This is a genomic window from Mesorhizobium sp. WSM1386, assembly GCF_055901595.1.
Genome location: NZ_CM148373.1, coordinates 5702178 through 5715504, shown reverse-complemented (window position 1 = coordinate 5715504; position 13327 = coordinate 5702178). Strand labels below are relative to the sequence as shown.

Genomic DNA, 13327 nt, shown 5'->3' with positions numbered 1-13327 from the left:
GAGACTTGTTTTCCGTGGGGGGAGGCCGCTAAACAGTAGCGTGCATTGCATAGGATCAGTTGGCCGACGCAAAATTAATGCGGCCGGCAGTATCGATCTATAGCCCGCTGCTGCTACAAGAATCCGTCACGGATGGCCGTCTATACTGGCGACCGGCATTCGTTCGAGCGACGAGGGGCGCGGCTTGGAATTTGACCTGAAAACCATCGAGGCGCTTGCGCCCGATCAGGCGTCGTTGAGCGCCGCTTCCAAGTTGACCAAGCAATCGAACTGGCCACGGCTTGAAAAGAACGAGCAGCTGGCGCTCATCTGGGGCGAATGCCAGGGCTCCGGTTCCAATCCCTATCGCGTCGTCGTCGACACCGGCGACCACGGCTACAAATGCACCTGTCCGTCGCGAAAATTTCCCTGCAAGCACACATTGGCGCTGATGTGGATCGCCGCCACCACGCCAGCCAGTTTCGCCGCTGCCGGCTCGACGCCCGAATGGGTGAATGACTGGCTCGGCCGTCGCCGGAAAACCACCTCGCAGGCACCAGCGCCCGGTGCGGGAGGCAAGAGCATCGGCGAGGCCTCGCGCGACGAAGAAAACGATGTTGTCGAGGACGCGGCCTCGGTCGAGCGCCGCGAAGCCGCGCAGCGCAAGCGCGCCCAGGATACGCGCTCCGCGGTCTCGGCGGCTTTGGACGAACTCGATCAATGGATATCGGATCAGTTGCGGCTCGGCCTTGCCGGTTTTGTTGATAACAGCAGTGATCGTTGCCGCCGCATCGCTGCTCGGCTGGTCGACATGAAGGCGACAGCGCTTGCCGGCCGCATCGATGAAATTCCATCCCGGCTGATGGGGTTGCGCAGCGAGGAGCGCCCGGACGCGGCGATCCGCGAACTCGGCAAGCTCGTACTGCTGGCCAAGGCTTGGCGATTGACGCCTGATGACGCTGAGCTGAAGCGGCTGGTATCGAGCTCCGAAAGCCGCGAGCAGGTTCTGGCCAATCCGGATGCGATGCAGATCGAAAGCTCCTGGGAGGTGCTCGGCGAGAAGATCGAAACTCGCCGTGATGGTCTCGTCAGTCACTCGACCTGGCTGCTCGACCTGAACAGCGCCAGTCCGCGATTTGCACTCCTGCTCGACTATTTTCCGGCCTCTGCCGGCCGTCGTTCCAACGCTTTCACACCGGGGGATCGCTTCGATGCCCGGCTGGTCTTTTATCCGGCACGCCAGCCGCTGCGGGCGCTCGTGGTCGATCGCAAAGGCGATATCTCGTCGGGCGAATGGCCGGATTTCGGCTTTGACATAGCCGATCCGCTCGCGGCCCATGTCGCTTACCAGGATATGGCCCCCTGGCTCACCGACTGTCCTGTCATGCTGCCGCCCGGCGCGATCCTGAAGGATGATCGGGGCGATGCCTGGTGGCAATCCGCCGATGATCCGCACGGCATCGCCTTGCCGATTGCCGATACCGTCAGCCCGACGTTGCTTGGGCTGGACCTCACGGCGACGGCCGCACTTTGGAGCGGCAGCCGGCTTCATTTGCTGGCGGCGCAAAGCGGGTTCGGGAGGCTTGATCTGTCGTGAACGAGATCGAGCAGACAGGGCTCGCGACGATGCGCGACAGCTGGATCACCGGTGGGACAAGCGTCGACCTGGCTCCGGCCGCGTGGAAGGAGATTGCCGGCAGTGCAAACCCCGACGAGCGTGAACGCCGGCTGTTGGCGATCGCCGCGCAAGCCCTAGAAATCGCCTTGCGGCCGGCCGCGCCGAAGACGCTGAAGCGGCGCCCGCCGTTGCCCGAGCTTGCCTTGCCGATGCTGCCTGAGCGGCTGCGACCGGTTTTGCGGGCAGCGCTGAAACACGCCGCCGACGCCAGAACCAAGTCGCGTGTGGTGGCCCTCGTCGCCAGCCGCGGCTTCGTGCTGCATCCGATGGACTGGATGCCCGCCGCGTCGGATCAGACCAGCCCGGATGTCTATGCGCCCTGGATCGATTGGCAGGCCGGGGTGGATGGCGAAAAACACACAAGCCTGGAGCAACTGACGGCGCAGAACTGGGACGATTTCTATCCGGTCGCGCGCCGCAGTGCGCTGGCCGATATGCGCCGCACCGCGCCAGCCTCGGCCCGGCAGTTGATCGAAACCAAGGGCCCAAGCGAGCCGGCGGAGGTGAGGCTTGCACTCATCGAACTCATGCACTTCGGCCTCGGATCCGATGACGTGCCCTTCCTGAAAAGCCTGTCCGCCGATCGCTCCGGCAAGGTGCGCGAATTGGCCGGCCGGCTGCTGGCACGGTTGGGCGAGCACGGCCAGCCAGGCGATGGCGGACCGGAAGATCCAGTGGCGGAGCTCGCGGCCTTCATTGCTGAGGGCAAATCCGGCTTCATCCGCCGCCGTACCACCTACACGCCGGCAAAGCTGAAGTCCCCGGCGCAGGAACGCCGCCGCGCCGAACTGTTCGAAACCTGCAATATGGTTGATCTTGCCGCGCGCTTCGGTGTCACCGAATCCGACTTCATCGGGGCATGGCAGTTCGGCGCGGACAACAATGCCGATATCCTTGTCGCGCGCATGGCCGCGGCGTCAGGCAGCGATGCCGTGGTCACGCACATGGCAGACACGCTTGTCGCCGAAGGCGGCAAGCCTGCACTCTTCGTCCTCCATTTAATGCCGCGTCTGGACAGAAGCAGGAAGCGTGTCCTGGTCAGGCTGATCCTGAAGGACACGCAGCATCTTGGCGCGCTCACCCAAGTCGAAGGCGTCGAAGCAGGCTGGCTGGAATGGGGAGACCTGATAAACGGCAAGACGCTCCCGGCACTTCGCGCCGCCGTTGCGGGAAACGATGACGCCGTGAAGCGATGCGTTGATCAGCTCCTGGAAATGCTGGGCTTTCTCACTACCGCGGAGGCGGCGGAAAAGTTGATCGGCGATGTCGTCGCGGCCGGCATGGCGGCGGCAGCACCTTCGCTCGGCCTTTTGCGTCTCAACGCATCCTTGGCCGGGCTTTGAACCAACACATGATCCTTGCGGAGAACAGCAAATGAACGCAGCCATCCGTCTTCCGGTCGAGCAGGCCTACGCTGCCGAATTGCAGGCGCTCGCGCGCAATGACGACAGGCAGAAGCCCGCCGGCTGGAGCCTGTCGCCAAAGGCGGTGCTGACTTATCTGCTCGGCGGGAAGGCCGACGACGGCACGCTGATAACACCCAAATATGTCGGCCGCCGCCGGCTGATGGAAACCGCCGTGGCGACGCTCGCGACCGACCGCGCGCTGTTGTTGCTCGGCGTTCCCGGCACCGCCAAATCCTGGGTGTCGGAGCATCTTGCGGCTGCCATCATGGGGGATTCGACGCTGATCGTGCAGTGCACGGCCGGCACCGACGAGAACCAGATCCGCTATGGGTGGAACTATGCGCAGCTTCTCGCCAAAGGCCCCAGCCAGGAGGCGCTGGTGCCGACGCCGCTCTACCGCGCCATGCAGGACGGCAAGCTCTGCCGCCTCGAGGAACTGACGCGCATGGGCTCGGACGTGCAGGACACGCTGATCACCGTGCTGTCCGAAAAGATGATGCCGATCCCCGAACTCAACACGTCGATCTATGCCCAGCGAGGTTTCAACATCATCGCCACCGCCAACAACCGCGACAAGGGTGTCAACGAACTGTCCTCGGCGCTGAAGCGCCGCTTCAATGTCGTCGTGCTGCCCCTGCCGGAAGACATGGCGGAGGAAGTGGCGATCGTCTCCAAGCGCGTCGGCGAGATGGCAGGCGGTCTCGACCTGCCGGTGCCGAAAAATGTCGGCGAGGAGATCGCCCGCGTGCTGACCATTTTCCGCGAGCTTCGCTCCGGCGCGACATCGGACGGCAAGGTGACGTTGAAGACGCCGTCCGGCTCGCTATCCACGGCCGAAGCGATCGCGACCATGGTCGGCGGCCTCAGCCAGGCGGCCTGGTTCGACAGCGGTAAGCTTGGCGCTGAAGGCCTCGCCGCCAGCCTTGTCGGTGCGATCGTGAAAGACCCGGTGCAGGACAAGCTTGTGCTTGAGGAATATCTGGAGACCGTGCTCAAGAAGCGGCCGGATTATGCCGGCTATTACGCGGCATTGAACGCCGCGATCTGACGCCATGGCAATAGGCGACGTTTCCTATTTCGGCATCCGCCATCACGGCCCCGGCTCCGCCGCGAGCCTGGTGCAGGCGTTGCAGGAGTTGAAACCGGTCGCCGTGCTGATCGAGGGGCCGGCCGACGCCTCGGCGCTGCTGCCATTGCTCGCCCGCCCCGAAATGCAGCCGCCGGTGGCACTGCTTTGCTATCCCGAAGACGATCCGGCCTCGACCAGCTTCTGGCCCTTCGCCGAGTTCTCGCCAGAATATCAGGCGACGCTCTGGGCGGTCGCCAACAACGCGACAGTTCGCTTCGTCGACTTGCCCTCCTCGGCACGGGTCGCACCGGCTGAGGCCAAGGAAGAGGCCGTTACCGATGAGACGAAGGCCGAGGTCGAGTCCGAGCTCGCACCGCATTTGCGTGACCCGATCGGCACGCTGGCGCAAGCCGCCGGCTACGAGGATGGCGAGAGCTGGTGGTCCGATATCATCGAGCAGAATCCGCAACCCGGTCCCATTTTCGCGGCAATAGCCGACGCGATGACGACGCTGCGCGAAGGCGAAGGTCCGCTTGCCGAATTCGAGGCAAAACGCGAGGCGCATATGCGGCTTGAAATCGCTGCCGCGCGCAAGGAATTCGACGGACCGATCGCTGTCCTCTGCGGCGCCTTCCATGTGCCGGCACTGCAGGCGATGCGCCCGCAGAAGGAGGATCACGCCCTGCTCAAGGGGCTTGCCCGGCGCAAAAGCACGATGACCTGGGCGCCATGGACGGGTCCGCGTCTGGCGCTCGGCTTCGGATATGGCGCCGGTGTCGTTGCTCCCGGCTGGTGCAAGCATCTGTGGCGCACCCGCGGCCGGCATGACGCGGCGACCCTGTGGCTTGCCATGATCGCGGCGGTGCTGAGGGCGAAGGGGCACATGGTCTCGACCGCCTCGCTGATTGAAGCCGAAAGGCTGGCCCGCACGCTGGCCGTGATTCGCGACCGGCCAAAGCCTGGTTTCGAAGAATTGCGCGATGCGGCAATCGCTGCCCTGTTCAACGGCGAAGCGGTATTGTGGGCGCTGGTCGAAGCCGAGCTGCTTTTGGGCGCCGATGTCGGTGAAATTCCGCCGGATACACCGCTGGCGCCGCTGATCGAGGACCTGCAGCGCAATCAGAAGGTCGCGCGGCTGAAGCCCGAGGCGCTGGGGCGCGAACTGTCGGTAGACCTGCGTAGCGAAAGCGGGCTGTTTCGCTCGACCCTGCTGCACCGGCTGAATGTGCTTGGCGTGCATTGGGGAAAACTGACCGACAGCGGCCGCAGCCGCGGCACCTTTCGCGAGCGCTGGTCCCTGTCATGGGAGCCGGAATATGCCGTTCGCCTGGTCGAGAACCTGGTCCATGGCCCGACCATCGAAAAAGCCGCTAACGGCCGGCTGATCCAGATGATCGGCGCGGCGAGCTCGCTCGATGCGCTGGCAGGACTGGTTCAAGGCGCCATCACGGCAAACCTGTCGGAGGCCTCGATCGCCGGTTTGGCGGCACTGGAGGAACGCGCGGCGCACAGCAGCGAATGCCTCGAGATCCTGGCATCGGTGCCGCCGCTTGCAGATATCATCCGCTACGGTGAAGCCCGCAAGACCGAGACCGCACGCTTGTCCGGCCTGCTGGAGCGGCTGATCGTCGAAGGCGCCATCGCGCTTCCCTATGCCGCCCGCGATCTCGATGCCCAGGCTTCGACGGCCTTGGTCGATGCGATGCGCAGGGCCGATGAGGCAATCAAGCTGGTCGAACCTGGACAGGACGTTCTGGACGCCTGGCGCGGTGGGCTGGCAGCCGTGCTGGACGGATCGCGATCGACCGCACTGGTGGCGGGCTGTGCCGCGCATCTGCTCTACGAGGCCGGCCATCTGTCCGCCGATGCGGCGGCCGCCCTGATCGCGCGGCGCCTGTCGCCGGGCACGCCTGTCATCGAGGCCGCGGGGTTCTTCGAGGGGTTCTTCAGCACCGCCGGTCAACGGCTGATCTATGACGAAAGCCTGCGCGGCGCAGTCGATGCCTGGCTCAAATCCCTCGATGAAGACGCCTTCATTGCGCATCTGCCACTGTTGCGCCGGGTCTTTTCCCATCTGGACTCGATGGAGCGGCGGCGGCTGATCCAAGCGGTGCTCGGCCGTGTCAGACGCCTGCCGGCAGGGCTGACGCCGACGCCAGATGGTGGTGAGGCCTGGCGCCGGCATCTGGAACGGCTTGGGCCTTTGCTGATGAGCGGGAACGGCAATGGATGACGAGGCTGATATCGGCGAAAACGAACCTGCCGTCGACGGACGGGAGCGCCGCTGGCGCCTGGCGATCGGTGCCGATGACGAAACCTCGTCGGCGCTGTCCGACACCGACAAGCGGCTGTCGGCAGCGCTCGATGCACTCTATGGCGATGGCGCCGGCGATACGGCTGCCGATCCGCGCAAGCGCCGCGGCGGGCTTGGCCGATCGGCGCCACGAGTGGCGCAATGGATGGGCGATATCAGATCGTTCTTTCCCGCGCAGGTCGTGCAGATCGTTCAAAAGGATGCCTTCGAACGGCTCAACCTGAAGCAGATGCTGATGGAGCCGGAATTCCTCAAGGCGATCGAGGCCGACGTCAACCTCGTCGCCGACCTGATCTCGCTGCGCTCGGTCATGCCGTCCAAGACCAAGGACATTGCGCGAACGATCATTGCCGAAATCGTCGCCAAGCTGATGCAGCGGCTGGAACAGAAGACCGCCGAGGCGATCCGTGGCGCGCTCGACCGGTCGCAGCGCACCAACCGTCCGCGCCAGCGCGACATCGACTGGCAGCGCACCATCTCGGCCAATCTCCGTCATTATCAGCCCGAGCACAAAACTATCGTCCCGGAGAAGCTGGTCGGCTTCATGCGCAAGCAGCGAAGGCTGGTCGATCTGGATGAGGTGGTGCTGTGCGTCGACCAGTCGGGCTCGATGGCAAGCTCGGTGATCTACGCGTCGATATTCGCCGCCGTGATGGCCTCTTTGCCGGTGGTCCGGACCAAGCTGGTCTGCTTCGACACGGCCATCGTCGACTTGACCGAGGAGCTCAGCGACCCCGTCGAAGTCCTGTTCGGCGTGCAGCTCGGCGGCGGCACCGACATCAACCAGGCCGTCGCCTATTGCGCTGATCGCATCGAGCGGCCGACCAAGTCGCATATGGTGCTGATCACCGACCTCTATGAGGGCGGCAACGGCCAGGAATTGCTGCAGCGACTGGCGGCACTCATCCGCTCAGGCGTCAATGTCGTGGTGCTGCTGGCGCTGACCGACCAGGGCAGGCCGGGTTATGACCCCCAGATGGCCGGGTCGGTGGCGGGACTCGGCATCCCGGTCTTCGCCTGCACGCCGGACCTGTTTCCAGACATGATGGCGGCCGCCTTGCGACGGGAAGATGTCGGCGCATGGGCGGCAGGTGCCGACATCAAGCTGGTTCGCGCCGAGGTAGACGGCTCCCCGGCCGGCGCGTAGGCGCGTCGGCCAGCAACGCTCGGCCACTCAGGACGCCTTCTCGCCGATCAGTTCAAACCGCTCGACCTCGCATTGCCGGGCGACCAGCGCCAGGATTTCCGTCGCCGGTTCGATCGCATCGGGCTGTTTCCACTCGATATTGAACGAGTACACGAAGCGGTCGCGGCCGGGATCGTGCTCCATCATGGCGAGACGCGCGCCATAGCCAAGCGGTCGCACCATCTCCTGAAGGTCGGGCGGGGATCCATGCGCCCAGGAGACCGACAGGATCGCATGGTGGTTGCGCGCAATCCTGAGGTCGACCCATTTCAGCGCCTGAAGCGTTATCAAGGTCAGCAGGGTCGCAACTCCCGCAAGGCCGAACTGGCCGCCGCCAAACGCCAGTCCGATCATTGTCATGATCCACATGGTGGCGGCGGTGGTGACGCCGGTCACAAGGTCGCCGCGGCGAAGGATGGCGCCGCCGCCAATGAAGCCGACGCCCGTCAGGACCCCGAGCGGAAGACGCAGCACATCCATGCGGGCGAAGAAGTCCGCTCCCTTGCCCGTCGTGTCGAGCAGCAGGTTGGCCTGGATCATGGCGATCGCGGCCGCAAGGCCGACCAGGATCGTCGTTCGAAGCCCGGCGGTGTGGCCGCGCGCTTCCCTGTTCAGGCCGATCAGGAAGCCGGCGGCCATGGTGAGCAACAGGCGTGCGGCGAGATCGGGCCAGGTCGGGTGAAGCGGCATATCGCAGCAAAACGGCTCGAACATTGTTGGTTCCTTGCGGCGGGATGCTTCCCGCCCTCAGTCAACACCTCGCGTACCGGTCACCGGACGGCGAAAGTCAGCACCAATGCCAGCACGACGATGCCGACCAGGCCGGCGATGAAGAGGATGCGCTGCGTGCGCGTGCGCAGGATGATTTCGCCTTGCCGTGCATTTTCTCCGGAAAAAACCGGTCCTTCCCTGCCACGATCCTTGTCCATGACATGCTCCTTCCTGGCCCCGTGCCTTCTGGCCCGAGCCTTCCTGGGCCCCGTGCCTTCCTGGCATGCCGCGACACCGGGATGTCTGTCTAAAAAACCTTTTCTCGCTCCCGAAGTTCCGGGCGGGACGCCCGGGCTGCTCGGCAAAACCACGCCGCTACGATTTGAACGGCGACGCTTGACTCTGGCGAAGCCTTGTGAAAAATTTTGCAGCAACTGATAAAAATATCATAGGGTGGAAATGGTAGGGTTCGGCAACGGTCTCCTGCGCGACGATGAAAGCAGCATGGCGGCGCGCGCCGCGTGGCTTCATTACGCCGGCGGCATGACCCAGTCCGAGGTTGCCAAGCGCCTGGGGCTGACCAGTCTCAAGGCCCATCGCCTCATCACCAAGGCCAACCAGGAAGGGCTGGTGAAGGTCTATATCGACGGCGAAGTTTCGGAATGCGTCGAGCTCGAGGACGAACTGTCCCGCCGCTACGGCCTCGACTACTGCGAAGTCGTTCCTGATTTTGACGCCGAGGATCTGCCGCTCAAGGCGCTCGGCATCGCCGGCGCGCAGTTCCTCAAGCGCGAGATCGAACGTGGCGAGCAGGCGCTGATCGGCGTCGGCCATGGCCGCACGCTGGCCGCCTGCGTCGAATATCTGCCGCGCACCTCGACAGACCGGATTCGCTTCGTTTCGCTGCTTGGCGGCCTGACGCGGAAATTCTCGGCCAATCCGCATGATGTCATCCACCGCCTCGCCGAGCGCACCGGCGCCGAAGCCTATGTGATGCCGGTGCCGATGTTCGCCAATACGGCCGAAGACCGGACTGTCCTGCTCGGCCAGAAGGGCATCAGCGAGGTCTTCGATCTCGCCAGATCCGCCGACCTGTTGTTTGCCGGTGTCGGTACGGCCGAACGCGAGGCGTCCCTGGTCGCCACCGGCATGATCGAGAAAGGCGAGATGGAGGAGATCCGCCGCAATGGCGGCGTCGGCGAATTGCTTGGCCATTTCTTCGACGGCGCCGGCAATGCGGTGGCGACGACCGTTTCCAACCGGGCGCTGGCTTTGGCGCGTGAGGACATTGCCAGCCGCCGGATCGTCGCCGTCGCCGGCGGCAAGATCAAGGTTCGTGCCATCAAGGCGGTGCTGGAAGGCCGCTATCTCAAGGGCCTGATAACCGACGAGCGGACGGCACGATCGCTCGTGGAAGAGACGCCGGTCGGGTAGCCGGCAACCGTTCAGTTGAAACTACCCTGTGGAGGAGAAGACGAAATGCATGAGAAAGAGAAAGACCTCATTGACGCCTTCCTGCGCGGACAAGTTGACCGTCGCGGACTGATCAAGGGCCTGGGTGCGATGGGCCTTGCCGCCGGCACCGCCGGCACACTGCTCAATCTGGGGCAGACCCGGGCGCTGGCCGCCGACTTCGACTGGCAGGCGCACAAGGGCAAGACCATCAAGCTCCTGCTCAACAAGCATCCCTATGCCGATGCCATGATCGCCGATCTGGAGAACTTCAAGCAGCTGACCGGCATGAACGTCGTCTATGACGTGTTCCCCGAAGACGTCTATTTCGACAAGGTCACGGCGGCACTGTCGGCAAGCTCACCCGAATACGATGCCTTCATGACCGGCGCCTACATGACCTGGACCTATGGTCCCGCTGGCTGGATCACCGACCTCAACGAATGGATCAAGGACCCGGCCAAGACCAACCCGAACTATGCCTGGGACGACTTCCTGCCCGGCGTCAGGAATTCCTGTGCCTGGAACGGCAAGCCGGGCGGCGCGCTGGGTTCGGAGGACGCCAAGCAGTGGTGCATTCCGTGGGGCTTCGAGCAGAACAACATCACCTATAACAAGGGAATGTTCGACAAGGCGGGCGTCAAGGTCCCCGGCAACATGGACGAGATGGTGGCCGCCGCGGCCAAGCTCACCAAGGATGTCGGCGGCGGTGTCTACGGCATCGGCGTGCGCGGCTCGCGCTCCTGGGCGACGATCCATCCGGGCTTCCTGTCGGCCTACGCCAACTTCGACCAGAAGGACCTGAATGTATCGGCCGACGGCAAATTGTCGGCCGCCATGAACACCGCGCAATCCAAGGCTTTCCACAAGCAGTGGGTTCAAATGATCCAGGAGAGCGGCCCCAAGGACTGGTCGACCTACACCTGGTATCAGGTCGGAACCGATCTCGGCGCCGGCGCCTCGGCCATGATCTTCGACGCCGACATCCTCGGCTACTTCATGAACGGCGGCGACAACAAGATGGCCGGGAAGCTTGCATTCGCCTCCTTCAAGGCCAACCCGGACGCCAAGGCGCCGACGCCGAACATCTGGATCTGGTCGCTGTCGATGTCCAACTTCTCGAAGGACAAGGACGCTACCTGGTACTTCATGCAATGGGCCTCGGGGCCGGAGCATGGGCTGTTCGGCGCCACCAAGATGGACTTCGTCAATCCGGTCCGCCAGTCGGTCTGGAAGGACGAGATGTTCCGCGAGAAGCTGAACAAGAGCTATCCCGGCTACGTCGAGATGTTCGACGCTTCGGCGCCGGGCGCCAGCATCAAGTTCACCGCGCAGCCGCTGTTCTTCGACCTCACCACCGAATGGGCGGCAACGCTGCAGAAGATGGTGTCCAAGGAGGTGCCGGTCGACGAAGGCCTCGACAAGCTGGCCGAAAGCATCAACGGCCAGCTCAAGGAAGCCGGTCTCGGTTAGGTCGCAACGAGGACCGGCCTGCTTGGCGGGCCGGCCCTCATAACACTTTTTCTTGTTTGCGATGCGGTGCCTTGAGCATCGGACCCAAAAGTGGAATCCGGTTTTGGGAAAATCCGATGCTCGAGAAAAAGCGAGCATCGGACCCAGAAGTGGAATCCGGTCTTGGGTCCGATGATCAAAAAAAAAGCCCGCCATTTCGCCCGACCGGTCGCCTTGCTCCCTTGGGCGGCCGGCAGGGGCGAAGCGACAGTAACAACGGAGCAGCTCGATGACTGCGGTGGTATCGCAAAGGCACAAGCCATCCGGCTTCAGGATCAGCAAAAGGGTGCTGCCCTATGTGCTCAGCCTGCCGGCCTTGCTCGTCTGCATCGGCATCCTGATCCCGTTCCTGACCTCGGTGGTCTATTCGTTCCAGCGCTACCGGCTGAGCCAGCCCTGGGCGCGCCAGTTCAACTGGGGCGACAACTACATCTCCTTCTTCACCGACCCGAAGTTCTGGAACACGCTCAAGGTCTCGCTGCTCTATGCCGGCACTACCGTCGTGCTGGAGCTGCTTCTGGGCCTTGCCATCGCCCTGCTGCTGCAGAAGCGCTCGACGCTGAACAATTTCATCTCGATCATGCTCTTGATGCCGCTGATGACGGCACCCGCGCTTGCCGCGCTGATGTGGAAGCTGATGACCAATCCCGGCTTCGGCGTGCTGAGCTATCTCGCCAGCCTGATCGGGCTGCAGGATTTCCGCTGGGCCTCCTCGCCGTCGACGGCACTGTTCACCGTCGTGCTCGTCGACATCTGGGTCTACACGCCGTTCATCATGATCCTGTTGCTCGCCGGCCTGCGCAGCCTTCCGACGCAGCCTTTCGAGGCAGCCGCGCTCGATGGCGTGCCGCGGAGCTTCGTCTTCTTCCGCATCACGCTGCCGATGCTGACGCCCTACATCCTGACGGCGACATTGTTCCGGCTGCTCGATTCCATCCAGCAGTTCGATATCATCTATGCGATGACGCAAGGCGGACCGGGCGACACGCTGACCGTCTTCCAGGTCGAGGCCTATCTCAATTTCTTCCAGTCGACCAATGTCGGCCGTTCGGCGGCGCTGATGATCATCCTTTGGGCGATCACCTATTTCCTCTCCAACATCTTCATCAAGAACTGGCTGCGGCTGCGCGAACGCGCCCGTGGACAGGCATAGGAGGCGGCGATGGAACACACCTCGCTTCTCGAACGCATCCTGCGCGGCGTGGCGCTGACGCTGGTCGTGATCTTCTTCATGTTCCCGATCGTCTGGATCTTCATGATGTCGTTCCAGACCAACGAGACCATCCTGCGCATTCCCCCGCAGCTGATCTTCGAGCCGACGCTCGCCAACTACACCGCGCTGATCACCGGCAAGCTGATGACCGCCGCAGGCACGCTCGACATCGCCTTCATGCGCAATTTGGGGAATTCGGTGTTCCTGTCGGTGACATCCGTCGCGGTCTCGCTGCTGCTCGGCGTGCCGGCGGCCTACGCCTTTGCGCGGCACAAATTTCGCGGCTCGGAGGACATCGCCTTCACGCTGCTGTCGTTCAAGTTCGCGCCGGCGCTGCTGGTGCTCCTGCCGCTCACCCTCTATTTCCAGAAGCTGGGGCTCGCCAACACCTATATTGGGCTGATCTGGGTATACCAGCTGATCTGCCTGCCGTTGATCCTGTGGATCGTGCGTGGCTATTTCGAGGATATTCCGGCCGACATCGAATATGCCTATCGCATCGGCGGCCATTCCTGGTTCGCCACCTTCCGCAAGATCGCGCTGCCGCTCGCCGGTCCCGGCATCGCCGCCGCCGGCCTGCTCGCCTTCATCTTCGCCTGGAACAATTTCGTCTTCGCGCTGGTGCTGGCCTCGGCCGACAAGCAGCCGGTGACGGTCGGCGCGCTTGCCTTCATCACTTCCTCGGGCATCCAGTACGGCCAGATTTCGGCGGCCATCGTGCTCTCGATCACGCCGACGCTGGCGCTTGCGCTGTATGCGCAGCGCTATCTCGTCGAAGGCCTGTCGCTTGGCGCGGTGAAAGGATAG

The 13327-nt window shown here is 63.7% G+C and carries 11 protein-coding genes; 9 read left to right on the top strand and 2 right to left on the bottom strand.

The window, feature by feature from the left end; translation table 11 throughout:
- The first annotated feature begins 184 nt into the window (after nucleotides 1–184).
- From AC0NIH_RS28050 to AC0NIH_RS28030, 5 genes are read left to right on the top strand one after another with little or no spacing between them, the layout of a single operon-like run.
- On the top strand, nucleotides 185–1576 hold the full coding sequence (locus tag AC0NIH_RS28050; RefSeq protein ID WP_352709268.1) for an SWIM zinc finger family protein: 1392 nt from the start codon (nucleotides 185–187) through the stop codon (nucleotides 1574–1576).
- Nucleotides 1573–3000, top strand: a complete 1428-nt coding sequence (locus AC0NIH_RS28045; protein WP_473464266.1) for a DUF5691 domain-containing protein — start codon at nucleotides 1573–1575, stop codon at nucleotides 2998–3000. The genes AC0NIH_RS28050 and AC0NIH_RS28045 overlap by 4 nt, the downstream gene beginning before the upstream one ends.
- 31 nt (nucleotides 3001–3031) lie before the next feature.
- On the top strand, nucleotides 3032–4111 hold the full coding sequence (locus AC0NIH_RS28040) for an ATP-binding protein (RefSeq protein WP_224687483.1): 1080 nt from the start codon (nucleotides 3032–3034) through the stop codon (nucleotides 4109–4111).
- Nucleotides 4112–4115: 4 nt separating this feature from the next.
- Entirely contained in the window at nucleotides 4116–6365 is a 2250-nt protein-coding gene (locus AC0NIH_RS28035) for a DUF5682 family protein (RefSeq protein WP_473464269.1), read from the top strand.
- Nucleotides 6358–7593, top strand: coding sequence for a VWA domain-containing protein (locus tag AC0NIH_RS28030; protein WP_473464272.1), 1236 nt, complete (start codon nucleotides 6358–6360; stop codon nucleotides 7591–7593). The genes AC0NIH_RS28035 and AC0NIH_RS28030 overlap by 8 nt, the downstream gene beginning before the upstream one ends.
- A 27-nt stretch (nucleotides 7594–7620) precedes the next feature.
- Here the strand turns inward: AC0NIH_RS28030 and AC0NIH_RS28025 are convergent, their stop codons facing one another.
- The gene (locus AC0NIH_RS28025; RefSeq protein WP_473464274.1) at nucleotides 7621–8346 is read right to left on the bottom strand and encodes an MgtC/SapB family protein; all 726 of its coding nucleotides are present in this window, start codon (nucleotides 8344–8346) and stop codon (nucleotides 7621–7623) included.
- 56 nt (nucleotides 8347–8402) lie between these two features.
- Entirely contained in the window at nucleotides 8403–8561 is a 159-nt protein-coding gene (locus tag AC0NIH_RS28020) for a peptide ABC transporter permease (RefSeq protein WP_352709255.1), read from the bottom strand.
- Nucleotides 8562–8802: 241 nt separating this feature from the next.
- Between AC0NIH_RS28020 and AC0NIH_RS28015 the strand changes: the two genes are divergently transcribed.
- The 4 genes from AC0NIH_RS28015 to AC0NIH_RS28000 all read left to right on the top strand — a co-directional run bounded on the left by AC0NIH_RS28015 (nucleotide 8803) and on the right by AC0NIH_RS28000 (nucleotide 13327).
- Nucleotides 8803–9777 (top strand): sugar-binding transcriptional regulator, encoded by a 975-nt coding sequence (locus AC0NIH_RS28015; protein ID WP_023764803.1) that lies wholly within the window; start codon nucleotides 8803–8805, stop codon nucleotides 9775–9777.
- Between the two features lie 45 nt (nucleotides 9778–9822).
- Nucleotides 9823–11268 carry an ABC transporter substrate-binding protein gene (locus AC0NIH_RS28010; protein WP_013896838.1) on the top strand — a complete coding sequence of 482 codons (1446 nt, stop codon included), beginning with the start codon at nucleotides 9823–9825 and terminating at the stop codon, nucleotides 11266–11268.
- 268 nt (nucleotides 11269–11536) lie between these two features.
- A complete protein-coding gene (locus AC0NIH_RS28005) occupies nucleotides 11537–12460 on the top strand; it encodes a carbohydrate ABC transporter permease (RefSeq protein ID WP_023764804.1) in 924 nt (307 codons plus the stop codon).
- 9 nt (nucleotides 12461–12469) lie between these two features.
- Nucleotides 12470–13327, top strand: coding sequence for a carbohydrate ABC transporter permease (locus AC0NIH_RS28000; protein ID WP_095198845.1), 858 nt, complete (start codon nucleotides 12470–12472; stop codon nucleotides 13325–13327).

Bases quoted from the DNA above. Each gene is read 5' to 3' on its own strand.
- AC0NIH_RS28025 (WP_473464274.1), bottom strand. From the start codon at position 8,346: ATGTTCGAGCCGTTTTGCTGCGATATGCCGCTTCACCCGACCTGGCCC.
- AC0NIH_RS28035 (WP_473464269.1), top strand. From the start codon at position 4,116: ATGGCAATAGGCGACGTTTCCTATTTCGGCATCCGCCATCACGGCCCC.
- AC0NIH_RS28030 (WP_473464272.1), top strand. From the start codon at position 6,358: ATGGATGACGAGGCTGATATCGGCGAAAACGAACCTGCCGTCGACGGA.
- AC0NIH_RS28000 (WP_095198845.1), top strand. From the start codon at position 12,470: ATGGAACACACCTCGCTTCTCGAACGCATCCTGCGCGGCGTGGCGCTG.
- AC0NIH_RS28020 (WP_352709255.1), bottom strand. From the start codon at position 8,561: ATGGACAAGGATCGTGGCAGGGAAGGACCGGTTTTTTCCGGAGAAAAT.
- AC0NIH_RS28015 (WP_023764803.1), top strand. From the start codon at position 8,803: ATGGTAGGGTTCGGCAACGGTCTCCTGCGCGACGATGAAAGCAGCATG.
- AC0NIH_RS28010 (WP_013896838.1), top strand. From the start codon at position 9,823: ATGCATGAGAAAGAGAAAGACCTCATTGACGCCTTCCTGCGCGGACAA.
- AC0NIH_RS28040 (WP_224687483.1), top strand. From the start codon at position 3,032: ATGAACGCAGCCATCCGTCTTCCGGTCGAGCAGGCCTACGCTGCCGAA.
- AC0NIH_RS28005 (WP_023764804.1), top strand. From the start codon at position 11,537: ATGACTGCGGTGGTATCGCAAAGGCACAAGCCATCCGGCTTCAGGATC.